Annotated in this window: 18 protein-coding genes, 2 pseudogenes and 1 riboswitch; of the genes and pseudogenes, 10 read left to right on the top strand and 10 right to left on the bottom strand. The window is 72.1% G+C overall.

Going from position 1 to position 21,779, the window contains the following annotated elements:
• The first annotated feature begins 2 nt into the window (after window positions 1–2).
• The 3 genes from KF708C_RS08590 to KF708C_RS08600 all read left to right on the top strand — a co-directional run bounded on the left by KF708C_RS08590 (window position 3) and on the right by KF708C_RS08600 (window position 1,391).
• Complete coding sequence (locus tag KF708C_RS08590) at window positions 3–479, top strand: vWA domain-containing protein (protein ID WP_082079474.1); 477 nt, start codon at window positions 3–5, stop codon at window positions 477–479.
• A gap of 124 nt (window positions 480–603) precedes the next feature.
• Complete coding sequence (locus KF708C_RS08595) at window positions 604–939, top strand: type II toxin-antitoxin system Phd/YefM family antitoxin (protein WP_231586403.1); 336 nt, start codon at window positions 604–606, stop codon at window positions 937–939.
• Window positions 936–1,391, top strand: coding sequence for a type II toxin-antitoxin system VapC family toxin (locus tag KF708C_RS08600; protein WP_020202955.1), 456 nt, complete (start codon window positions 936–938; stop codon window positions 1,389–1,391). Before KF708C_RS08595 ends, KF708C_RS08600 begins: the two co-directional genes overlap by 4 nt.
• A gap of 102 nt (window positions 1,392–1,493) precedes the next feature.
• Here KF708C_RS08600 and KF708C_RS08605 read toward each other — a convergent pair whose 3' ends face one another.
• The 3 genes from KF708C_RS08605 to KF708C_RS08615 are packed head-to-tail and all read right to left on the bottom strand — an operon-like array spanning window position 1,494 to window position 6,357.
• Window positions 1,494–2,552, bottom strand: a complete 1,059-nt coding sequence (locus KF708C_RS08605) for a HoxN/HupN/NixA family nickel/cobalt transporter (RefSeq protein WP_020202954.1) — start codon at window positions 2,550–2,552, stop codon at window positions 1,494–1,496.
• 33 nt (window positions 2,553–2,585) lie between these two features.
• Window positions 2,586–4,088 (bottom strand): PepSY domain-containing protein, encoded by a 1,503-nt coding sequence (locus KF708C_RS08610; protein WP_059411477.1) that lies wholly within the window; start codon window positions 4,086–4,088, stop codon window positions 2,586–2,588.
• Between the two features lie 19 nt (window positions 4,089–4,107).
• Window positions 4,108–6,357: a TonB-dependent receptor gene (locus tag KF708C_RS08615; RefSeq protein WP_059411478.1), complete on the bottom strand. Its 2,250-nt coding sequence runs from the start codon at window positions 6,355–6,357 to the stop codon at window positions 4,108–4,110.
• A gap of 122 nt (window positions 6,358–6,479) precedes the next feature.
• Window positions 6,480–6,737, bottom strand: a riboswitch (cobalamin riboswitch).
• A 288-nt stretch (window positions 6,738–7,025) separates the two neighbouring features.
• On the opposite strand from KF708C_RS08615, the pseudogene KF708C_RS08620 reads away from it, so the two are divergent.
• Window positions 7,026–8,578, top strand: a pseudogene (locus KF708C_RS08620) (methyl-accepting chemotaxis protein).
• A gap of 27 nt (window positions 8,579–8,605) precedes the next feature.
• Here the strand turns inward: KF708C_RS08620 and KF708C_RS08625 are convergent.
• Both KF708C_RS08625 and KF708C_RS08630 read right to left on the bottom strand, forming a co-directional pair.
• Window positions 8,606–9,082, bottom strand: coding sequence for a DUF2501 domain-containing protein (locus KF708C_RS08625; RefSeq protein WP_059411479.1), 477 nt, complete (start codon window positions 9,080–9,082; stop codon window positions 8,606–8,608).
• A 57-nt stretch (window positions 9,083–9,139) separates the two neighbouring features.
• A complete protein-coding gene (locus KF708C_RS08630) occupies window positions 9,140–10,099 on the bottom strand; it encodes a GlxA family transcriptional regulator (protein ID WP_082079475.1) in 960 nt (319 codons plus the stop codon).
• 132 nt (window positions 10,100–10,231) lie between these two features.
• Here KF708C_RS08630 and KF708C_RS08635 point away from each other — a divergent pair, with 132 nt between their 5' ends.
• Window positions 10,232–10,540: a DUF1272 domain-containing protein gene (locus tag KF708C_RS08635; RefSeq protein WP_059411848.1), complete on the top strand. Its 309-nt coding sequence runs from the start codon at window positions 10,232–10,234 to the stop codon at window positions 10,538–10,540.
• Between the two features lie 24 nt (window positions 10,541–10,564).
• On the opposite strand, the gene KF708C_RS08640 is transcribed toward KF708C_RS08635, so the two are convergent.
• From KF708C_RS08640 to KF708C_RS08650, 3 genes are all read right to left on the bottom strand, one after another.
• Window positions 10,565–10,900, bottom strand: a complete 336-nt coding sequence (locus tag KF708C_RS08640; RefSeq protein WP_059411480.1) for a cupin domain-containing protein — start codon at window positions 10,898–10,900, stop codon at window positions 10,565–10,567.
• A 96-nt stretch (window positions 10,901–10,996) separates the two neighbouring features.
• On the bottom strand, window positions 10,997–12,238 hold the full coding sequence (locus tag KF708C_RS08645) for a YbfB/YjiJ family MFS transporter (RefSeq protein WP_059411481.1): 1,242 nt from the start codon (window positions 12,236–12,238) through the stop codon (window positions 10,997–10,999).
• 319 nt (window positions 12,239–12,557) lie between these two features.
• Window positions 12,558–12,947: a response regulator gene (locus tag KF708C_RS08650; RefSeq protein WP_020202944.1), complete on the bottom strand. Its 390-nt coding sequence runs from the start codon at window positions 12,945–12,947 to the stop codon at window positions 12,558–12,560.
• Between the two features lie 134 nt (window positions 12,948–13,081).
• On the opposite strand from KF708C_RS08650, the gene KF708C_RS08655 reads away from it, so the two are divergent.
• The gene (locus KF708C_RS08655) at window positions 13,082–14,977 is read left to right on the top strand and encodes an ATP-binding response regulator (protein WP_231586404.1); all 1,896 of its coding nucleotides are present in this window, start codon (window positions 13,082–13,084) and stop codon (window positions 14,975–14,977) included.
• A 78-nt stretch (window positions 14,978–15,055) separates the two neighbouring features.
• On the opposite strand, the pseudogene KF708C_RS08660 reads toward KF708C_RS08655, so the two are convergent.
• Window positions 15,056–16,006 (bottom strand): annotated as a pseudogene (locus KF708C_RS08660) (NAD(P)-dependent oxidoreductase); the annotation flags it as partial.
• Window positions 16,007–16,057: 51 nt separating this feature from the next.
• Entirely contained in the window at window positions 16,058–16,963 is a 906-nt protein-coding gene (locus KF708C_RS08665) for a LysR substrate-binding domain-containing protein (RefSeq protein ID WP_020202941.1), read from the bottom strand.
• 291 nt (window positions 16,964–17,254) lie between these two features.
• Here KF708C_RS08665 and KF708C_RS08670 point away from each other — a divergent pair, with 291 nt between their 5' ends.
• The 4 genes from KF708C_RS08670 (at window position 17,255) to hpnD (ending at window position 21,634) form a co-directional block, all read left to right on the top strand.
• Entirely contained in the window at window positions 17,255–18,244 is a 990-nt protein-coding gene (locus tag KF708C_RS08670) for a Bug family tripartite tricarboxylate transporter substrate binding protein (RefSeq protein WP_231401604.1), read from the top strand.
• A gap of 301 nt (window positions 18,245–18,545) precedes the next feature.
• On the top strand, window positions 18,546–20,138 hold the full coding sequence (locus KF708C_RS08675) for a gamma-glutamyltransferase family protein (protein WP_059411484.1): 1,593 nt from the start codon (window positions 18,546–18,548) through the stop codon (window positions 20,136–20,138).
• Window positions 20,139–20,261: 123 nt separating this feature from the next.
• A complete protein-coding gene (locus KF708C_RS08680; protein WP_059411485.1) occupies window positions 20,262–20,483 on the top strand; it encodes a hypothetical protein in 222 nt (73 codons plus the stop codon).
• Between the two features lie 299 nt (window positions 20,484–20,782).
• Window positions 20,783–21,634 carry a presqualene diphosphate synthase HpnD gene (hpnD, locus tag KF708C_RS08685; RefSeq protein WP_059411486.1) on the top strand — a complete coding sequence of 284 codons (852 nt, stop codon included), beginning with the start codon at window positions 20,783–20,785 and terminating at the stop codon, window positions 21,632–21,634.
• Window positions 21,635–21,779 lie beyond the last annotated feature (145 nt).

Raw genomic sequence — 21,779 nt, forward strand, 5'->3', positions numbered from 1 at the left:
GCGTGCTGCATTGCTTCGTGCTGGACTGCTCCGCCTCCATGCTGCACGGCCGCCAGCTCGCGCAGGCCAAGGGCGTGCTGCTGCGCCTGCTCCAGCGCGCCTACCAGGCCCGCGCCGAGGTCGCGCTGGTGTGCTTTGCCGGCAGCCACGCCGAAGTCCGCCTCCAGCCGGCCCGCGCGCGGCCGTGGAGCGAAGCCTGGGTACGTCCGATCGCCGGCGGCGGCGGCACGCCGCTCGCGCTCGGCATGCAGCGCGCGGGCGAGGTGCTGGCCGGCGCCGCCCGCCGCCGCCCGGCGCAGCAGCGCTGGCTGTGGCTGCTCAGCGACGGCCGCAGCGCGGAGCAGCCTGCACGTCCGCGCGGGGCGGATGCCGTGATGGTGGTGGACTTCGAACAGCAGACGGTGGCGCTGGGGCGCTGCCGCGAACTGGCGGCGGCGTGGGATGGGGAGTGGGTGGCGGTGGAAGCACTCCTAAAATGAGAATCCGGGACTTCCTGGCGATGGTCGCGGGTGCCCAGAATCGGATGGCGGCTGAAAATACCCCGCATCCTGCATGCATCCGAAGCCATTTGTGCCATCCGACGTCATCGTGAAAGGAGCTCATGTGACCGCACAACAACGCAACGCAAGCGTTGCCCGCACCACCTCCATCAAATTTGCTAGACTAGACCAGTTCATAGACCGGATGGAGGCTAGCATGTTCGTCGAGGTGGGTTCCTACGATGCCAAGACCAGGCTGCCCGAATTGCTGCGCAAGGTGGAGCAGGGCGAGCGTTTCACCATCACCCAGCGTGGCCGTCCCATTGCGGACCTCGTGCCGAGCGCGGACAACAGCCGGCTCGGCGCGGAAGCCGCGGTCGCGGCGATGCGCGCCACTACCCGGGTGCAGGGTGTGGCGGCCGACGAACTCGGCCGCTGGATCGCGGAGGGGCGCCGGTGACGTCGGCGGTGCCGGTGGTGTCCGCGGTGCCGGCGACGCTGGTGCTGGATGCCTCCGTGGCGCTGGCCTGGCTGTTCGAGCGGACGGAGCCGGCGCAGGCCGATTGCGCCGGGCGGGTGCTCGCGGCGCTGCCGTCATGCCGCGTGCTGGTGCCGCCGCTGTGGCACGTGGAGACCGCCAACGCGCTGCTGGTGGCCGAGCGCAGGCAGGTCGTGAGCGAGGCCCAGGTGGCGGATTTCGTCGCCAAGCTCGGCCGCCTGCCGATCGAGACCGACGTGGCGGCGCCCGCGGAGCGCAGCGAGGTCGTCATGGGGCTGGCCCGCGAGCACGCGCTGACCGCCTATGACGCCAGTTACCTGGATCTCGCGCTGCGCAGCGGCGCGGCGCTGGCGACCTTCGACGTGGCGCTGGCGGATGCGATGCGGCGGGCCGGCGGCATCGTGTTCGCCTGAGTCCGCCGCCGCGCGGGCCGTTCCGCGCGCATGCGCAGGCGGCTTCGTGCCGTTTTCATCGCTGCTGCACCGCGCTCACATCGCATTTGCAGCGGCGCGCCGTCACCCCATCCGCACCTCGATCTCGTCGTACCGCCGCACGCGGTACACCACCATCGACACCAGCCAGCTCAGCACGAACACGCCGATGATGACGTAGCCGAGCATGCCGAAGTGCGCGTTGAGCTCGCCGACCACGTCCCACAGGCCGCCCGCCAGGCCGAGCTTGTCGGCGATCAGGCCGAGCGCCTCGATGCCGCCGATCACCACCGCCACCACCACCGAGACCAGCGTGATGGTCATGTTGTAGTAGAGCTTGCGGATCGGCTTGGTGAAGGCCCAGCCGTAGGCGCCCAGCATCAGGATGCCGTCGGTGGTGTCCACCAGCGACATGCCCGCGGTGAACAGCGCCGGGAACACCATGATGGTCCAGAACGGCACGCCCTTGGCGGCCTCGGCCGCGGACAGGCCGAACAGCGCCACCTCGGTGGCGGTGTCGAAGCCCAGGCCGAACAGCAGGCCCATCGGGAACAGGTGCCAGCTGCGGCTGGCGAGGCGGAACAGCGGGCGGAAGAGGCGCGCGAGGAAGCCGCGGTTGTTGAGCAGCAGGTCCAGGTCCTGCTCCCTGAGCGGCTCGCCGCGCCTGACGGCGCGGAACGCGCGCCACACCGAGATCAGGATCAGCAGGTTGAAGAAGGCCAGCAGGAACAGGAACAGCGCCGAGACGCTGGTGCCGATCATGCCGCCCACGGCCTTCATGTCGGCGAAGCGCGTCTGCAGCGCCGCCGCGGCGATGGCGATGCCGACCGACATCAGCGTGACCACGGTGGAGTGCCCGAGCGAGAAGAAGAAGCCGACCGTGACCGGGCGCTTGCCTTCCTGCATCAGCTTGCGCGTGACGTTGTCGATGGCGGCGATGTGGTCGGCGTCCACCGCGTGGCGCAGGCCGAGTGTGTAGGCCAGCACGGCCGAGGCCAGCAGCATGGGATGGTCGCGGAACGCGGCCAGCGCCCAGATCCAGGCGCCCACGTTGGCGGCGATCAGCAAGGCGTACAAGGCGATGGTCTTGCGGCGCACGTCGTCGTGCTGGTCGTTGAAGATGCTGGCGAGGAAGCGGAGCATGGGGCGGTGGACGTATCGGGTGGACGGCGGTTTTCAGGAGCGGCGCGGGCGCGGGCGGAACAGGCGCCGCCAGCCTATCACCATGCCGCTGACGGAGATGACGAGCCCGGCGATGGACAGTGCCCACATGGCAATGTCCCACGCCGGGCGGTGTTGCAGCAGCCAGCCGAGGTCCCAGCTATGCGCGGCGTTGAACAGCCAGCGGTAGGCGCGCCGGCTGCGGTCGCTGCGGCCGAGCAGGCTGCCGCTGGCCGGGTCGAGGTAGGCCCAGGTGGCGGCGGCATCGTCGAAGCGCACGCGCAGCACCGGCAGCCGGCGCGGCTGGTGATGGCCATACCAGTAGGCATCGGGCTGCGTGAGCCGTTCGCTGCCGGCGACGCGGGCACCGGGCACGAGGCTGGCCGCGGCGGCGGTCAGCGCCGCGTCGTCCGGCGCGGGCGCGCGGCCGCCGTCGGCGCGCACGGCGCGGCTGTCGTTGCCCGCGCCCGCCGCCAGCAGCAGCGGCAGTCCTGCCTGCCAGACCATGCGGATCTCGCGCGGCGCGGCCATGCCGTCCAGCCGCGCGGCCAGCGCATCGCCGTCGAGCTCGGGGAAGCGCGGCAGCGTCTGTCCCGCGTAGCGCTCCAGCGCGGCCTGGTCGAAGTTGCGCGCGGGGAACCACTGGTTGGGATTGACCGAGAGCCAGCCGCTCGCCAGCCACGCCAGCAGGAACAGCGCGCCGCCGAGCCCGGCGACGTGGTGCCAGGCCATCCAGCCGTGGTAGGGCGAGGTGCCGCCCGCGCTGCCGTGCGCGAAGCGGCGGCGCACGCGCAGCCGCAGCCAGCCGATCCAGATGCCGCTCGCCGCCACGGCGACGCACACGCCGGAGGTCCACAGCACCACCTGGCGCCACAGCGGCGGGTCGGCGCGCACCGGTGTGAAATACAGCCAGTGCGGCACGGCGCCCAGCCAGTTCCAGAAGCGCTCGGCGCGGTTCGTGTCGCGCATGACTTCACCGGTGCGCGCGGACACGTACAGCTCGGTGCCGGCGGCGTCGCCGAGCGCGATGCGGTGCAGCGGGCGCCAGGCGTTCAGGCCGTTGGGCACGGTCCACTGGTCGCGCGCGGCGGTCTCGGCCCAGCGCGCGCCGGGCGCGCCGGCGAAGCGCGCGGCGATGTCGCGCGCGGCGGCGGCGTCCACCTGTTCGATGCGCGTGCCGTCGCGCGCCGAGACCGTATGCGGCTGGCCGCGCCAGTCAACCATGCGGTAGACCGGCAGCGCGCCCATCATCTCCAGGCGCAGGCTGCGCGGGAAGCGGTCCAGCCCCGCGCCGGCCAGGGCCGCGGCGGGCGCGACGCGCACCGCCGGCAGGTCCAGCGGCGGCAGGCCGGCGTGGCGCTCGCTGTCGGTCAGCGCGGGGAACGCCACGTACATCATGACCAGCCCGGACAGGAACCACATGGCGATCAGCAGGCAGCCGGCGATCCCGGCCCAGCGGTGCACCAGGTAGAGCCAGCGGCGCGCGCAGCGCCAGCAGCGTTCCGGCCAGGACAGCAAAGGGCGCGCCACGGCCGGGCTAGAAATAGAAGTTGGCCGACAGCTCGGCCGCGCGCGGGCGGCCCAGCAGCCACTGTCCGCCGCTGTTGCCGGAGGTCTCGGCGTAGTCGCGGTTGAACAGGTTGTAGACGCGCAGCGCCAGCGCGGTCTGGCGCGACACACGCCACTGCAGCGCGGCATCCACCACCGTGTACGAAGGCATGGCCGCGGTGTTGGCGTTGTGGGTATAGCGCCGGCCCACGTAGCGCAGGCCGCCGCCCGCCTGCCACTGCGGCGCGAAGGCCCAGGTCAGCCACAGGTTGGCGGCCTGCTGCGGCACGCCGGTCGGCACGTTGCCGTTGCGCGAGACCAGTGCGCTGTTGACGCTTTCGGCGAAGTCGTCGTAGCGGGCGCGCAGCACGGTGCCGTTGGCATCCACGCGCAGGCCGCGCATCAGCTCGATGCTGAGCGACGCCTCCAGCCCGCGCGAGGACTGCTCGCCCACCTGCACCGACAGCGCAGGGTTGCCGGCATCGCGCGTGAGCAGGTTCTTCTTGACGATCTGGTATGCGGCGAAGGTCCATTCGCCGCGCCTGTTCCAGAACGCCTGCTTGACGCCGGCCTCGATCTGCCGGCCGGTGGCGAGCCGGAAGTCCTTCTGCGCGTCCGAGGTGGTGATCAGCGCGCCGAGCGGATCGGTGGCGGTGGCGTACTGCGCGTAGACCGACAGCGACGGCGTGAACTCGTAGACCGTGCCCGCGCGCCAGGTGGCGTTGTTGAAGGTGCGGGTCCAGTCGTCGCCGGTCAGCAGGTTGCCGCGCTCGAGCTGGGCATGGTCGAAGCGCACGCCGCCGATCACCGACCATTGCCGCGTGAGCTTGAGGCGGTCCTCGCCGAACAGGGCGGCCTGGGTGGTGTGGGTGCGGTAGCGCGGCGAAGTGACCACGCCCGGCGGGCTGAAGAACTGGCCCGGGTCGAACTGGTACGCGCCGACGGTGGAGGCGCCGCCGTAGGGCGAGTTGTTGCTGTGGGTGAAGTTGATGCGGTTGACGTCGAAGCCCGCCATGACCGTGTTGGCCAGGCCGAACAGCTGGCCGTCGACCTTCAGGTCGGCGCGGTCGCCGATCTGTTCCTGGTCGTGCAGGATCTCCAGGTAGTCGGTGCGGCGCACCTGCCCGGTGGCGGGCAGGTAGGTGTAGGACTCCGAGTCGCGCCAGTGGCGCTGGCTGGTGAGGTAATAGAACTGGTTGCGCACGGCCACGCGCTCGTTGGGCTGCCATTCGGCGGCCAGCCGGGTCCAGCGGTCGCGGTAGGTGATGGTGCTGTCGCCCACGTTGTAGTTCTTCGTGCGCAGCGAGGTATCCAGGCTGCCGTTGACCAGCGGCGTGCCCAGGTAGCGCATCGGGTGCTGGTCGCCGTCGTCGTAGGACAGCGTGAGGTTGAATGCCGGCGAGACGTCGAGCCGCACCGCGGCGGACACGTCCACGTCGCGCGATTCGCCGCGGTCCACCCAGCCGGCGGAGCGGCCGTAGTTGACGTTGAAGCGGTAGGACAGGTTCTCGTTGACCGCGCCGCCGCTGTCGAAGGCCGCGCGCGCGGTGCGCTGCGTGCCGCCGGTGAGCTGCAGCTCGTTGGTGATGGGGCCGCGCAGCGGCTTTTTCGGGATCACGTTGACCACGCCGCCGATGGCGCCCTCGCCGTACATCACGGAGGCCGCGCCGCGCAGCACCTCGATGCGGTCCACCGACCACGTATCGAACGGGAAGGTGACGGTGCCGGCCGCCACGTACAGGCGCGTGCCGTCGTACAGCTGCATGACCGAGCCCTGGCCCGAGAAGCCGCGCGCGGCAAGCGCCGTGCCGCCGTTGCCGGGCGCGCCGGCGGCGGTGATGCCGGTGGCGCGCGACACCGCGTCGCTCACGCTCTGGTCGCCGCGCTCGCGGATGGTCTCGCCGGACAGCACCTCGATGCTGGCCGGGGTCTCGAGCGGCGTCAGCCCCAGGCGGCTGCCGGTGCTGGCGGGTTCCGACAGCGACAGGCCCGGCGGCAGCGCGGCGCCGCTGACCACCACCGGCGGCAGCGCCGCGGCCTCTTTCTGCGCCGGGCGCGCCGGCGGGCGGCCGGCCTCGGTGTCGTCGGCAGCGCGGGCGGCGTCCGCGCCGGCACCGGCGAAGGCGCCCAGCGACAGGGCCAGCGCGCAGTGGCGCGCCAGCGTGCGGCGGATGGGGATGAAGCGGAGCCGGCCGGAGGCGGGCAGCAGGGTGCGGGCAAGGCGGTGGCGCGCGGACATGGACTTTCCATCGTTGGCCGCGGGCGACCCCGCCCGCGGCAATGAACGAACCAGCCACGGACGCGCGCGCGCCGGCGCCGGGCGCATGCCCGTCGGCCTCACGCGCGGTGCCCGTCCGCAGCCGCTGTGATGGGTCGCAAGGCCGGTATCCGGGCTCGCAGGGGGATGCGCTGCCGGGTGGGCGCGTCCGGGGTGCCGCCTTCCCGCGCGTGGTTGCGCGCAGTGGCTGCCGCTGCTTGTGGGGCGCGGCGTGACACCTTTCTACCTGCTGACCGTTGCGGGGGCAGCACAGGACTTGCCGCGGCGGGGCGGCGCACCTGTTTCCCGTTTAACCCCTGACCGCGCAACGCGGGCGGGGCACCTTCGATCCTTTTGCAACCCGGTTGCAAAAGCAGCGCGGGTGCGAGGCGGATTGTAACGGGATTTAAGTGATCCGGGGCGGTAGTTTTTACCCGGCGTGGCTGCGCCGCGAAGCCGGCGCATTGCGCCGACATGATGAATCGTGTCGTCATCGCGAGGCATCGTCCGGCATCTTTTTGGTGTTTCCGGCACCGCGCGCGGGAATACCGCATGCGGCGCTAAAGAAGGCAGGGCGTGCTCCGATATCCGGGGGAACACCGCCTGCCTTTTGCATGGCCGGTGCCCGTCCCGATAACGCGAACCTCGTCATGAACCACCTGACCCTGCGAAAAAGCTGTGGATTCCCCTTGTGCTGGCCTGGCTCGGCCTGCTGCTGCTGACCGTGATGCACGCCTTCCAGACCCGGCAGCTGCAGATGGCCGACCGCCGCGGCGAGCTGGCCAACGTGGTCGACATGTCGCTCTCGCTGGTGCGCGACTACGCGGAACTGGCGCGCCAGGGCAAGATGAGCGAAGCCGAGGCCAAGGCCCAGGCCACCGCCCGCATCGCCGCGCAGCGCTACGGCAAGGATGGCTACATCACCATCGTGGGCGCCGATTCGGTGCTGGTGATGCACCCGATCAACGCCAAGCTCAACGGCAAGAACATGATCGATTTCAAGGACGCGAAGGGCAAGGCGCTCTACGTCGAGATCGCCGCGCGCGGCGCCTCGCCCGAGGGCGCCGGGCACCTGGACTACTGGTGGCCCAAGCCGGGCAGCGACCAGCCCAGCCCCAAGATCGGCTACGTGGCGCGCTACAAGCCGTGGAACTGGGATCTGGTGGCGGGCACCTACATGGATGACGTGGAGGCCCAGTTCCGCTCGTCGCTGTATCAGTCGGTCGGCCTGCTGGTGCTGCTCGGCATCGTGATCTCCGGCGTGGCCACGCTGGTGATCCGCAGCATCCAGAAATCGGTGGGCGGCGAGCCCGCCGACGCCGCCGCGCTGGCCCTGCGCATGGCCTCCGGCGACCTGACCGTGCGCGCCGGCACCGCGCCGGACGACCGCGCCAGCCTGATGTACGCGATCGGCCATATGCGCGACCAGCTCGCCGGCACCGTGGGGGGCATCCAGCAGGCGGCCGATTCCATCAGCGCCGCGGCGCAGCAGATCGCCGCCGGCAACTCCGACCTGTCGGGCCGCACCGAGCAGCAGGCCGCCTCGCTGCAGCAGACCGCCGCCAGCATGGAGCAGCTCACCGCCACCGTGCGCCAGAATGCCGACAACGCCGCCGAGGCCAGCCAGTACGTGGCCGACGCCGCGCAGATCGCGCAGCAGGGCGGCAGCGTGGTGAGCGAGGTGGTGGACAAGATGCGCGGCATCACCGCCAGCTCGCGCAAGATCAACGACATCATCGGCGTGATCGACGGCATCGCCTTCCAGACCAATATCCTGGCGCTCAACGCCGCGGTGGAAGCCGCGCGCGCCGGCGAGCAGGGCCGCGGCTTCGCCGTGGTGGCCGGCGAGGTGCGCAACCTCGCGCAGCGCAGCGCGAGCGCGGCCAAGGAGATCAAGACCCTGATCGTGGAATCGACGGGGCAGGTCGACAGCGGCTCGGCGCTGGTCGAGCAGGCCGGCCAGACGATGGCCGAGATCGTCAGCGCGGTGGGCCGCGTGACCGCCATCATGGACGGCATCGCCTCGGCCACGGCCGAGCAGCGCACCGGCATCGAGGAGGTCAACCGCGCGGTCTCGCAGATGGACCAGATGACGCAGCAGAACGCGGCGCTGGTGGAGCAGGCCAGCGCGGCCGCGGCCTCGCTGGAAGACCAGGCCGGCGCGCTGCACCAGGCGGTGTCCGCCTTCCGCCTGGCGGCCTGAAGCGCGCCGCGATGGCGGCGGCGGTGGCTAGAGCAGCGACTTGCCCTGTGCAAGGATCTTGTCGCAGACCTGCTTGGTGATCTGCTCCTTGAGGCCGCCGCCGCTGAGGTCGAGCTTGCCGCCCTCGGCGCTGCTGAGGATGCCCTTGGCGCCTTCGCTGTAGCCGGGGTCGGACGCCGGCGCGCCGCCGAGCTTGCCCAGCAGCTTGTCCTTGACCGAGGCGGCGCCGCTGCCGCCGCCCAGGTAGTTGTTCTTGACGCAGAACTCCAGCACGCCGGCCACGTTGCCGGTGCTGCCCGAGCTCAGCGATTGCAGCGAAGGCATGCCGCCGCCCCCGCCGCCCAGGCTGCCGGCCAGCCCTCCCAGGCCGCCGCTGCCGCCGCCCGAGCCGTTGCCTTGCGTGGCGCCCTTGAGCAGGTCGCCGAGTTGCGCGTGGGCCGCCGCCGGCAACAGGGCGGCGGTCAGGATCGATACGGCGGCGAGGCGGCTAAAGCTGGCTTTCATGCGATGCTCCTTTCTGGTGGATCAAAAGCGAGCTTCCAATATAGCGCCTCGCCGGGTTCAGGGTGTGACGCGCCACGCGGAAGGCGTCACCGGCTCTTCGAGCCGCCACGCCGCGCGGAATGCGTGCGGGCTGGCGAAGCCGCACCGCGCGGCCACCTGTTCCACCGGCCAGTCGCTTTCCCTGAGCAGCCGCCGCGCCAGCGCGATGCGCAACTGCTGCTGGTACTGCTTGAGCGTCACGCCGCATTGCTGCCGGAACAGCCGCGCGAGTTGACGGTAGCTCAGCGCGAAGCGGGCGGCCAGCGCCTCGTAGGGCAGCGCGTAGTCCGGCCGGGCCGTGAGGAAATCCTGCACCGCGTGGATCACCGCGTGGTCGTGGCCGCGATAGCGCAATTGCGCGTCGAGCGCCGGGTCCTGGCTCAGGCGCCGGAACGGCACCACGTTGTCGCGCGCCACGCGGATCGCCGCGGGCGCGCCGAAGTCCCGCGCGATCAGGTGCAGCGCGAGATCGATGCCGGCGGTGACGCCGGCCGATGTGACCAGCCCGCCGTCGTCGACCAGCAGGCGGTTGGCCAGCACGCGCGCGGCGGGGTAGCGCTGCTGCAGCCGCTCCAGGTAGTCGTGGTGCGTGGTGCAGTGGCGCCCGTCGAGCAGCCCGGCGGCGGCCAGCAGCCACGCGCCGGTGCAGACGCTGGCCAGCGTGATGTCGCCCAGGCGCGGGCGCGCCACCTCTTGCAGCCAGCGCACGAGCACGCGGTTGCCGGGCGCGAGCGGGGCGTCGGGCGCGAGCTTGCAGCCGGCCACGATCACGGTGTCGCCGCGCGCCAGCTTCGCCGGCAGGGGCCGCAGCGCGCTCAGCGCCAGCCCCTGGAAGCTGCGCAGCTCGCGCTCCGGCCCCGCGCAGATGCACTCGACCGCGCCCAGTCCCAGCTCGCCGAGCGCGCCGAACAGTTGCAGCGGCCCGGCCAGGTCCAGCACGTGCACGCTGGGCGGCACCACGAAGTAGATCCGTTTCATCGGGTTTCGGAGGAAGGTCGCCTGGCATGGCAGGTTTTTTACGCAGCGTGGCAGATTGCCGGCTTTCCGGCGGGCAGCCTTGTTCCTACCATGTCATGTAAATTACCTGGCCACGTCGATACGGGAGACATGATGCTACAACTGCGACCCACTTGCGAACATTGCGACAAGGCGCTGCCGCCGGCGGCGACGGACGCGCGCATCTGCAGCTACGAATGCACGTTCTGCGCCGCGTGCGTGGACGGCATCCTGCAGAACGTATGCCCCAACTGCGGCGGCGGCTTCACGGCGCGGCCGGTGCGGCCGGCGCGCAACTGGCGCAACAACAACTGCCTGGACAACGACCCGGCCAGCACGCAGAAGAAGCACAAGCCGGTCGACCCGCAGGCGCACGCGCGCTTCGCGGCGGCCATCGCGGGCATCGCGCCGGAGCGGCGCTGAGAAGCGGTCAGCGCGGGGGAGCGCCTATGCGTCGCGGTGATGCAGCAGCGTCACCAGCAGCGACGCATCCTCGATGCCGCGCAGCGCGTGCGGCGCGCCCGCCGCCACGAACATCAGGTCGCCGGCCTCCATGCGCTGGGTGCTGCCGTGCGCTTCCATCTCGATCGCGCCTTCGAGGCAGTGCACGGTCAGCGCGCCGGGCACGCTGTGTGCCGGCAGCGACTTGCCGGCCAGCAGCACCAGCCGCATGACCTGCAGGTCCGGCGCGCGGACCAGGGTCAGGTTCTGGGTTTGCCGCAGCGCCGCGCCCTGCGGGCGGAGCCTGACGATTTCACCGGGTGCCGCGTGATGTTGTGCCATGACCGTTCTCCAGGCGGGCCGGATGCGCCGCGCATGCTAACGGAATAGCGCAAGGCCGGCCCGGCCGCAAGGCGTGCTTGCCCGGGCCGGCGGCATTCAGCGCGCGCCGCCCGCCTGCCGGCGGCGCAGCGCGAAGTCGGCCAGCAGCGCCAGCGCGAGCGCCACGCCGCCGCAGGCGAAGATGAGCGCGTAGTTGTTGTGGGTGGCGCCGAACAGGTAGGAGTAGCCGTAGCCGCCGAGCGCCTGGAACAGCGCGAACGCGGTGGTCGCGCGGCTCCACGCCGCGCGCTGTTCCGCGTGGTCGTGCGGCACCATCTCGTGGATGCGGCCGAGCACCAGCGGCACGATGCCCGGCGTGAAGACGCCGAGGATGACCGTGGCCACGCCGATCAGCACGCCGTTGCCGGACAGCGCCAGCAGGCCCGCGGCCAGCGCCTGCAGCGCCAGCGCGATGCGGTAGGCCGCGCGGAAGCCGATGCGGTCCGCCACGTTGCCGCACAGCACCGGGCCGGCGATGGCCGCGACGCCGTACAGCACCCAGTAGCCGGAGCCGGCCGCCGCGCCGCGGCCCAGCCCGCGCGCCACGTAGTCGACCAGCAGCACCATCGCCGGCACCAGCCCCAGCGCGTTGGCGGCATATTGGGCGTACAGCACCCGCATGGCCGGGCCTTCGCGGCGGGCCGGCGGCGCGGCGGGCTGCCCCGGCGCGGCGGCCGGGGTTGCCGGCTGCGGCGCGTTGCCGGCGGGCCAGCCGAACCAGCTCACCGCGGTCAGCACCAGCGCGACCGTGCCGAGCCCGATCCAGGTGTCCCGCAGGCCAAAGCGCAGCAACTGCGGAATCAGGGTGCCCGAGGCCGCGATGCCCAGCCCGAGCCCGAGGAAGATCATGCCGCCGGCAAAACCGCGGCGCGCCGGCGGGATGTGCGGCAGGATGGTCGTCGCCACCAGCACCATGATGGCGCCGCCCGACAGGCCCGAGGCAAAGCGCCACACGAAGAACCAGCCCACCGACAGCGGGAACGCGCAGGCGAAGAACGCCAGCGCGGCGACCAGCATCAGCAGGCGCAGCGCGGTGCGGTTGGACAGCGCGGCCGCGATGGGGCGGCCCAGCAGGGCGCCGGCGAGGTAGCCGGCGAAATTGGCCGCGCCGAGCGTGACCGCCTGCGACGACGTGAACCAGTGCGCCTGGATCAGCGGCGGGATCAGCGGCGTGTAGGCGAAGCGCGCCAGGCCGATGGCGACCAGGCTGGCGCAAAGGCCGGCCAGCATGGCGAACATGGCCTCGATGTCCAGCGGGGGCGCGCCGCGCACCGGGGCGGCGATGGTGTCTTGTGACATGAACTTCTCCGGCGACGGGCCTGGCCGCGCGGCGGCCGCGGTTCCCGAGGTGCGTCATGTTATATATCAACCGATATAGAACGAGATACTATATCAATCGATATAGAACGCAAGAGAATTCTTTGTGGCGAATGAGGTATTTGGCATGCCTCGATTTCCGCGCCCGCCCGCTGCCGTCGCGCGGGCGGACGCCGGCGCGGCGCCAGCCCGGCGCAAGGGTGGCGGGGCGAAGCCCGCGAAGGGATTCCGGCGGAACGAGGGCGGGACCGCCTTGGCGTTGCCCTGAACGCCGCCCTCAATGTCGTCCCTGATGCCGCCCTTACCGCCGCCCCGCGCGCAGGGCCTCGATGGCCGGCAGCAGCGCGCCGATATTGCCGTCCTTGAACAGGAAGCCGTCGGCCCCGGCCGCCAGCGCGGCGTCGGCGGTGCCGGGCGCGGTATTGCCGGTCAGCACGAGGATGCGCAGCGCCGCATGGCGCCCGCGCAGCTCGCGCAGCGCGCGGAAGGCGTCGGGGCCGAGCAGGCCGAGGTCCACCACCAGCAGGTCGGCCGCCGCGCGCGCGAGCAGCGCCGTGAGTTCGCCGGCATGGGTGGCTTCTCCGACCACCGTGATGCCGTCCACGGTCGAGAACAGCATCTGCAGGCCGGCGAGGACCAGGGGGTGGTCGTCGGCCAGCACGGCGCGCAGCGGGGCGGGGAGGGCGTGCATCGTGGCGGTGGGCAGGGCCGGCGGCGAGGAAGTGTTGTTTGTCGGGCGCGGACGCGCGCGGACGAACGCGATATTATCAGGCTCCGGTTTCTGCAGAACCGGCCAGCCCGCGCCCACCCATCACCGGATCGCCAATGCCCGCCCCAGCATCTTCCCCAGACCCGACGGCACGGACCGGCGGCCAGGCCGCCGCGCCGCGGCCCTGCGCGGAGGGACAGGTCGAGGCGGCGATGGTGGGGCTGCTCTACCGGCAGTCCAACGCGGTGATGTTCGCCAACTTCATCATTCCGCTGCCGGCGCTCTACGTGCTGCAGCGGGGCGCCCCGCTGACGCTGCTGCTGGGCTGGCTGGCCGTGGTCTACCTGCTCACCGCGGTGCGCATCTTCAACTCGGTGCAGTACTTCCGCCATGCGCGGGCCGAGGGCACGGCGCCGCTCACGCCGGCCTCGCTGGCCGCGCCGCGCAGCCTGTCGCCACGCGCGTGGGCGCAGCGCTTCACGGTCATGTCGTGGCTGTCCGGGCTGTTGTGGGGATGGCTCGGGTCGGCCGTCTTCCTGCCGCCCGACCCGACCCTGGTGGCGTTCTGCATCATCATCATCGCCGGCATGACCTGCGGCGCGATTCCCTCGCTGTCGGCGCGCCCGCTGACCTATGTCGGGACCATGACGGCGATGGTGCTGCCGTTCATGCTCAACTGCCTGTGGCAGGGCGGCCCGCTCTACAACGTGTTCTTCGCCTTCGCGCTGTGCCTGGCCTGCGTCAACCTCTACTACTGCCGCGTGACCTACCGCAGCGTGCTCGAGGGCGTGCGCCTGCGCTTCGAGAACGTGGCGCTGATCGGCCAGCTCGAGCGCGAGCGCGACCGGGCCACCGCCGCGGACAACGCCAAGACCCGTTTCCTGGCCGCCGCCAGCCACGACCTGCGCCAGCCGGTGCACGCGCTGGGCCTGTTCACCGCCACGCTGTCCAGCGTGGCGCGGCGCGGCGACGTGCCGGCGGCCCAGGCCATCCAGGTGGCGGCGCGCATCGACGGCACGCTGGCCCATATGGGCGACCTGCTCGACGGCCTGCTCAACGTGTCGCGGCTGGACGCCGGGCTGATGCCGGTGGCGCGGCGCCCGGTGGCGCTGGGCGCGTTGCTGCGCGAGCTGGGCGGCGAGTATGCAGGGCAGGCGCGCCAGCGCGGCGGCGAGCTGCGCGTGGTGGCCACCGAGGCATGGATCGACACCGACCCGGCGCTGCTGCGGCGCATTCTCGACAACCTGCTGTCCAACGCGCTGCGCTACGCGCCCGGCGGCAAGATCCTGCTCGGCGCGCGGCGCCGGCCGCACGGCATGGAGATCCAGGTGGTCGACCAGGGGCCCGGCATCGCCTGCGCGCAGCAGGCCAGGGTGTTCGAGGAATTCGCGCAACTGCCCGAGACCCAGCGCCATCCCGAGGAAGGGCTGGGCCTGGGCCTGGCCATCGTGCGGCGGCTGGCCGCCCTGCTCGGCCACGAGATCGGCCTGCGCTCGGTGCCGGGGCGCGGCGCCCGCTTCTCGGTGCTGGTGGCGTATGCGGCCGCGCCGGCGGCGCCCGCTCCCGTGCCCGCGCCCGCCGGCGAGGACGGCGCGCCGTCCTCGCAGCACCGCCTCGGCATCATGCTGGTGGACGACGACGCGCGCGTGCTGGCGGCGCTGAGCGAGCTGCTGGCGCTATGGGGCCACGCAGTTTATGCCGGCGCCACCGCGCCGCAGGCGTGCGCGGCCCATGCCGCCGCCGCGGCGCAGGGGCCGGCGCCGGTGGATCTGCTGATCGTGGACTACCGCCTGGCGGGAGGCGTCACCGGCTTTGCCGCGATTGCCGCGCTGCGCGGCTGCCTGGGCGCCGAGGTGCCGGCGCTGGTGGTCACGGGCGACACCGCGCCCGACCGCCTGCGCGAACTGGATGCCAGCGGTTTCCGCATTCTGCACAAGCCGCTCGCCGCGCACGCGCTGCGCGAGGCGATCCACGCGGCGGTGCTGCCCGAGCGCGGCCGGCAGGCGGCCTGAGGCGCCGGCGCGCCGCGCCGCCGCGTCGGTGACGGCGATGGCGGCGATGGCGGCGATGGCGACGGCAGGCGTGGCGCTTCAGCGCCCGGCGCGGCGCGCCGCCACCTGGCCCAGCACGGCCAGGTCCATGCCGCCTTCGTTGTGGGCCACGGCGTCGAGCAGGCTGTCGCGCACCGCGCTGCCCACCGGCAGCGGCACCGCGACCGCGTCGGCCGCGGCCAGCGCCAGGCGCAGGTCCTTGAGGCCCAGCGCCGCCTTGAAGCCGGCCGGCGCGTAGCGCTGCTGCGCGATCAGCGTGCCGTAGCCCTGGTACACCGGGCCCGGGAAGATGCTGCCGGTGAGCAGGTCCAGCAACTGCTGCGGCGCGATGCCGTGGGCGCCGGCCAGCACCGTGGCCTCGCCCAGCGTTTCCACCGCGGCGGCCAGCATGAAGTTCACCGTCAGCTTCACCGCGTTGGCCTGCTGCGCCTGCGCGCCGAAGCGCCAGGTCTTCTGGCCGATCAGCGCGAACAGCGGCTGCACGGCGTCGATGGCGGCGTCCGGGCCGGCGGCCAGGATATTGAGCTTGGCCGCCGCCGCCGCGTCCGGGCGGCCCAGCACGGGCGCGGCCACGTAGGCGATGCCGCGTGCCTGCGCGCGCTGCGCCAGCTCCGCGGCGAACGCCACCGAGATGGTGGCCATGTTGACCAGGATCACCGTCGGCGGCAGGCGCGCGAGCAGGCCGCTGTCGAGCAGCACCTCGCGCAGCGCCTGGTCGTCGGCCAGCATGGCGAACACCACGTCCGCCTCGCAGGCCTCGGCCGGCGTGGCCGCTGCCTGCGCGCCCGCGCCGGCCAGCGCGGCGGCCGGGCCAGGCGAGCGGTTCCAGACCCGCAGCGGGTGGCCGCCCTTGAGCAGGTTGGCGGCGATGGCGCTGCCCATGTTGCCGAGGCCGAGAAAACCGATATGCATTTGCCGACTCCTGAAATGGCGCCGGATCGCCCGCTGGCGGGGTTCGCGCCAGGCTCCGCGCGGCGCGCGGCGGCTTCCGGTGCGCGCATTATGCGTCCGCCGGCGCCGTGGCGCAGCGCGGCGCCATCGCTACGGCACCTGCCGCTCCAGCACGTCCCACAGTTCCAGCAGCGTGGGATTGCCGGCGTGCGCCGCGCGGTAGGCGCAGATGTCCAGCGCCGACTGCCAGGTAGCGTCGCCGGCCGGCACCAGCGTGCCGGCGGCCAGCGCGTCGGCCGCGGTGGTGCGCGGCAGCCAGGCCACGCCGTGCCCCTCGATGGCCATCTTCATCAGCAGGATCGCCATGTCGGCCTCGTAGCAGCGCTCCAGCGGGCGGCGCGGCGGCGCGGTTTCCAGGATCACGTCGACCACGCGGCCGAGCGTGGTGCCGGCGGTGTAGGCCAGGTAGGGGATCGGCTTGCTGCTGGCGCCGCCCAGCGAGAACAGCGGCCCGCCGCGCACGTTGGGCGCGCTCAGCGGCATCAGCAGGTCGTGGCCCACGGTCAGGCTGCGGAACTTGTCCGCGTCGAGCGAGACCGGCACGCGCGCATGGTTGTAGCCGAGCATCAGGTCGCAGTTGCCTTCCGACAGCGCCACCACGGCTTCGAGCACGTTGGCCGCCACCACGCGCGCGTTGAACTGGCCGTAGCGCGCCTGGCAGGCCTTGAGCCAGGCCGGCAGGAAGGTCAGCGACAAGGTATGCCCGGCGGCGATCTGGATGGCCTTGCCCGGCATGCGGCTTTCCTGGCGCAGGGTGGCGCGCGCGTCCATCAGCAGCGTCAGCGCCTCGCGGCCGCTGGCGCAGAAGGTCTTGCCGGCGGGGGTGAGGTCGAGCGGGAAGGTGTTGCGGTCGACCAGCACCGCGCCGGCCCAGTCCTCCAGCGAGCGGATGCGCCGCGAGAGGGCCGACTGGGTGATGTGCCGCAGCTCGGCGGCACGCGAGAAACTGCGGGTCTTTTCCAGCACCAGCAGGTCATCGATCCATTTCAGTTGCATGGCTTGGCGCCTTGGCGGCGGGGCAGGGAAGCGGGACGGCGGGGCGGCGGGCTGCCGCGGGTATTCCATTTTCGCATAAGCCTATGGGCGATCCGCATCCCGGTGCCGGCGGGACCGGCCTAGAATCGTTGCTTCCCATCAGCCGACATATCGCCGCAGGCGAAGCAGATCCAGCATGACAGGGGCGCGCAGACAAGCCGGCTGGCAAAGCGGCCGCGCGCCGGAACGTTCCGACCCCAACTCGGCCGTCAATGTGTTTCGACGCTTTCGGGAGTTACCCTGATCATGTTCATGCAGTCGCTTTTCCGTCACCGCGCGCAGCAGGGCGCCCTGCTGCTGGCGCTGGCCCTTGGCGCGGCCGCCGCGCCGGCCGCCGCCGCGGACTATCCGGACCGCCCGGTGCAACTGGTGCTGTCCTTCCCGCCTTCGGGCGCCACCGACGTGCTGGCGCGCGCGGTGGGGCAACGCCTGTCCACCGTGCTCAAGCAGCCGGTGGTGGTGGACAACCGGCCCGGCGCGGGCGGTGCCATCGGCATGAGCTATGCCGCCAAGGCCACGCCGGACGGCTACACGCTGTACCTGGCCGCCGTGAGCAACGCCGCCATCGCCGCGGCCACCTACAACAGCCAGCCGGCCAGCCTGAGCCGCGACTTCGTGCCGATCGCGGGCATCGGCACCGTGCCGCACATCCTGGTGGTGCCGGCCTCGCTGCCGGTGCACTCGGTGCCGGAACTGGTGAGCTACCTCAAGGCGGCGCCCGGCAAGTACAACTTCGCCTCGCAGGGCGCCGGCACGCTGTCGCACCTGGAGTCGGAACTGTTCAAGCTGCGCACCGGCGTGGACGTGGTGCACGTGCCGTACAAGGGCAGCTCGTTCGCGCTGCCGGACCTGATGGCCGGGCGCTCGAGCATGATGTTCGACAGCATCCCGGCGGCGCTGCCGCACGTGAAGTCGGGCAAGCTGCGGCTGCTGGCGGTGGCCTCCGAGCGCCGCGTGAGCTCGCTGCCGGACGCGCCCACCGTGGCCGAGTCGGGCATCCCCGATTTCCGCGCCGACAACCTGTTCGGCCTGGTGGCGCCCAAGGGTACGCCGCCGCAGGTGGTCAAGCAGCTCGCCGCCGCGATGAAGGACGTGCTGGCCTCGCCCGAACTGGGCGCGGCGATGGAAGCGCAGGGCGTGCAGATCAAGTACACCCCGCCCGAGCAGTTCGGCCGCATGATCGGCGACGAGATGCGCGCCTGGGAGAAGGTGGCGCGCGCCGCCAACGTGCGGATAGACTAGCGCGGCCATGCAGTGACGGGCTGGCGGGCTTGCCCGCGGGCCCGGGTTTGCCGGCAAGGCAGCTTGCCGCAGGTTGTTTCCCTCTTCCGCGCGCGGAAGAGGGGCAGGGGGAGCGGGCCGGCGCCGCCACGCAGCGGACGCCTTCGGCGTTCGCCGGCGCGGCGCCCGCTCCCGACCCTTCTCCCGCCGCATCGGGGAAGGGCGCAGGTCGCGGGCGGCGCGGGCCTTGCCGGTATGGGCCTGCCCGCCCGATTTTCTCAATTCCCACGCGCCGCCCAGCGGACGCGAAGCATTCCTCGCCATGAACAATTTCTGGAATTTCCCCTATCCTTCGCAGCGCGTGCCGGTCCTGGCCGACAACGTGGTGGCCACCTCGCAGCCGCTGGCGGCCGCGGCCGGCTTGCGCATGCTGGCGCGCGGCGGCAACGCCGTGGACGCGGCGCTGGCCACGGCCATCGCGCTGACCGTGGTCGAGCCGTGCATGAACGGGATCGGCGGCGATGCCTTCGCGCTGATCTGGGACGGCAAGGAACTGCACGGCCTGAACGCCAGCGGCCGCGCGCCCGCGGCGTGGACGCCGGAATATTTCTCGCGCTACGACAGCATGCCGCCCAACGGCTGGGACGCCGTGACCGTGCCGGGCGCCGTCTCGGGCTGGCGCGCCACCTGGGAAAAGTTCGGCAGCCTGCCGTTCGCCGACCTGTTCGAGCCGGCGCTGGAATACGCGCGCAACGGCTTCCTGGTGTCGCACACGGTGCACCGCCAGTGGCAGGCGCAGGTGCCGGTGCTGATCGACAAGCCGGGCTTCGCCGAGGCCTTCGCCCCCAACGGCCGCGCGCCGCTGCCGGGCGAGCGCTTCATCTGCGAGGGCCAGGCGCGCACGCTGGCGCGCATCGCCGAGAGCAAGGGCGACGACTTCTATCACGGCGAGCTCGCGGCCAGCATCGCCGCGCACGCGCGCGCCACCGGCGGGCTGATCACCGAGGCCGACCTGGCCGCGCACCGCGCCGACTGGGTGCAGCCGATCAGCACGGCCTACCGCGATCTGGAGCTGTTCGAGATCGGCCCGAACGGGCAGGGCATCGGCGCGCTGATGGCGCTGGGCATGCTGGAGCAGTTCGACGTGGCCGGCGCGGGCGTGGACTCGGCCGAGGCCATCCACCTGCAGGTCGAGGCCATGAAGCTGGCCTTCGCCGACCTGCACGCCTACGTGGGCGATCCCGCGGCGATGCACGAGGTGCAGGCCGCGCACCTGCTGGACCGCGGCTACCTGGCCAGCCGCGCCAAAGCCATCGACCCGGAGCGCGCCGGCAACCCCGGCCCGGGCAAGCCGCACAGCGGCGGCACGGTCTACCTGACCGTGGCGGACCGCAACGGCATGATGGTTTCGTACATCCAGTCCAACTTCAAGGGCTTCGGCTCCGGCGTGGTGGTGCCCGGCACCGGCATCGCCCTGCACAACCGCGGCTGGGGCTTCAACCTCAAGCCGGGCCACCCCAACCAGGTCAGCCCGGGCAAGCGGCCGTTCCACACCATCATCCCCGGTTTCCTGATGCGCCAGGGCAAGCCGCTGGCCGGCTTCGGCGTGATGGGCGGCTCCATGCAGGCCCAGGGCCACGTGCAGATGACCAGCCGGCTGGCCGACTTCGGCCAGAACCCGCAGGCCGCGTGCGACGGCCCGCGCTGGCGCGTGCTGGACGACAACAGCACCGTCGCGGTGGAATGGAACTGCCCGGAAGCCACCGTGGCCGGGCTGCGCGCGCGCGGCCACAAGGTGGAGGTGGCTCCGCGCGGCAACCTGGAGTTCGGCGGCGCGCAGATCGCCATGCGGCTCGACAGCGGCTACGCGGCCGCGTCGGATCACCGCAAGGACGGCTACCCGGTCGGTTTCTGATACCGGGCTGCCGTTTGCGCGGCGGCGGAAAAATAGTCGGGTGTGTGGGTTGGGACACATCAAACAGCCGGAACCGGGGCATAGACTGAAGGCGTCCTTTTTGCCAGCCAAGGAGAGGTCGCCATGGAAACGCTCCGGTCCCGCCGCCTGCTCGATCGTGTTTCGCCGGCCGTGCTGGCCGACCTGCGCCGGATGCAGGCGGCCACCGAATGGGCCCGGGCGCTGGCTGCCGCCGGCCGCGCGCCGGTGGACGCGGCGGGCGAGGGCTTCGAGTTCGCCCGCTACGATCCGGGATTGCGCGGCTTCGTACTGCTCAGGCTGCGCGGCGGGGTGCGCGACGCCTGACGCGGACAGGCATGGCGTCCCGCCCGCCGGCACGGCGGCGGGCGTCCCCGGGGTCTCTTCCTTCCTGTGCCTTCCCGGCCGCATTTCCGGCTCCGCCACGGCGAGCCGGCCTCCAGGCGCCAGGCGCCCGCGCCACCCCGGGTTCACCCGGCTGCGCCTCGCCCGGCCCTGTGCGGCGCGCCTTGCTATAATCCCGAATTACCCAAAAATCATGCCGCCCCGGCCGCGCGCATGCCTTTGCCCGCGCTTTGCCGGCAACGGCGGCGGCGAGGGTGGTTCAATGCGTGACGGGGAGTTACGTGGCCGGAACCGATATCGCAGTGCAAGACGTCCCACCCAGCGCGGGCAATCCCGTTTCGACCGGCAGCTCGTTCCATGCCGCCATGAAGATCCTGCCTGCCGCGCAGCGGGAGGCGATGTTCGAGATCTACGCCTTCTGCCGGCAGGTGGACGATATTGCCGACGGCGACGGCCCGCGCCCGCAGCGCCTGGCCGGGCTGGACGCCTGGCGCGCCGACCTGGCCGCCTGCTATGCGGGCACGCCGCCGCCGGCGCTGCGCCGGCTGCACGCGCAGATCGTGCGCTACGGCCTGCTGCAGGAGGATTTCCTGGCGGTGGTCGACGGCATGGCGATGGACGTGCTGGCCGACATCCGCGCGCCGGACGCGGCCACGCTGGACCTGTACTGCGACCGCGTGGCGAGCGCCGTCGGGCGGCTTGCCGTGCGCGTGTTCGGCATGGAGCGCGAGGCCGGCGTGGCGCTGGCGCATCACCTGGGCCGCGCGCTGCAGCTGACCAACATCCTGCGCGACATCGACGAGGATGCCGGGCTGGGCCGCGTCTACCTGCCGGCCGAGGCGCTGGCCGGGGCCGGCGTGCCGCCGGGCGCGCCCGAGGCCATCGTCGGCCATCCCGCGGTGGGCCGCGCCTGCCTGGAAGTGGCGGGGCAGGCCCAGGCGCACTATGACAAGGCGTTCGCCATCATGGCGGACGCCCCGCGCCGCGTGGTGCGCTCGCCGCGCATCATGGGCGAGGTCTACCACGTGGTGCTGCAGCGCCTGCTGGCGCGCGGCTGGGCCAACCCGCGCGAGCGGGTGCGGGTGCCGCGCGCGCGGGCGCTCTGGATCCTGTTGCGGCACGGCTTCGTCTGAAGCCATTTCGCTGATTTGCCGCTGCGCGCCGTCGCCACCCCGCGGGCCTGGCGAGCGCGCAGCATTGCTGTAATCGCGTTGTTGAAGAGAGGACATCGAGACCGATGAGCCAAGTAGCAATATCTCCCGATCCGGCCGCTGCCGC

Source organism: Cupriavidus basilensis (assembly GCF_000876015.1).
GTDB lineage: Bacteria > Pseudomonadota > Gammaproteobacteria > Burkholderiales > Burkholderiaceae > Cupriavidus > Cupriavidus basilensis_B.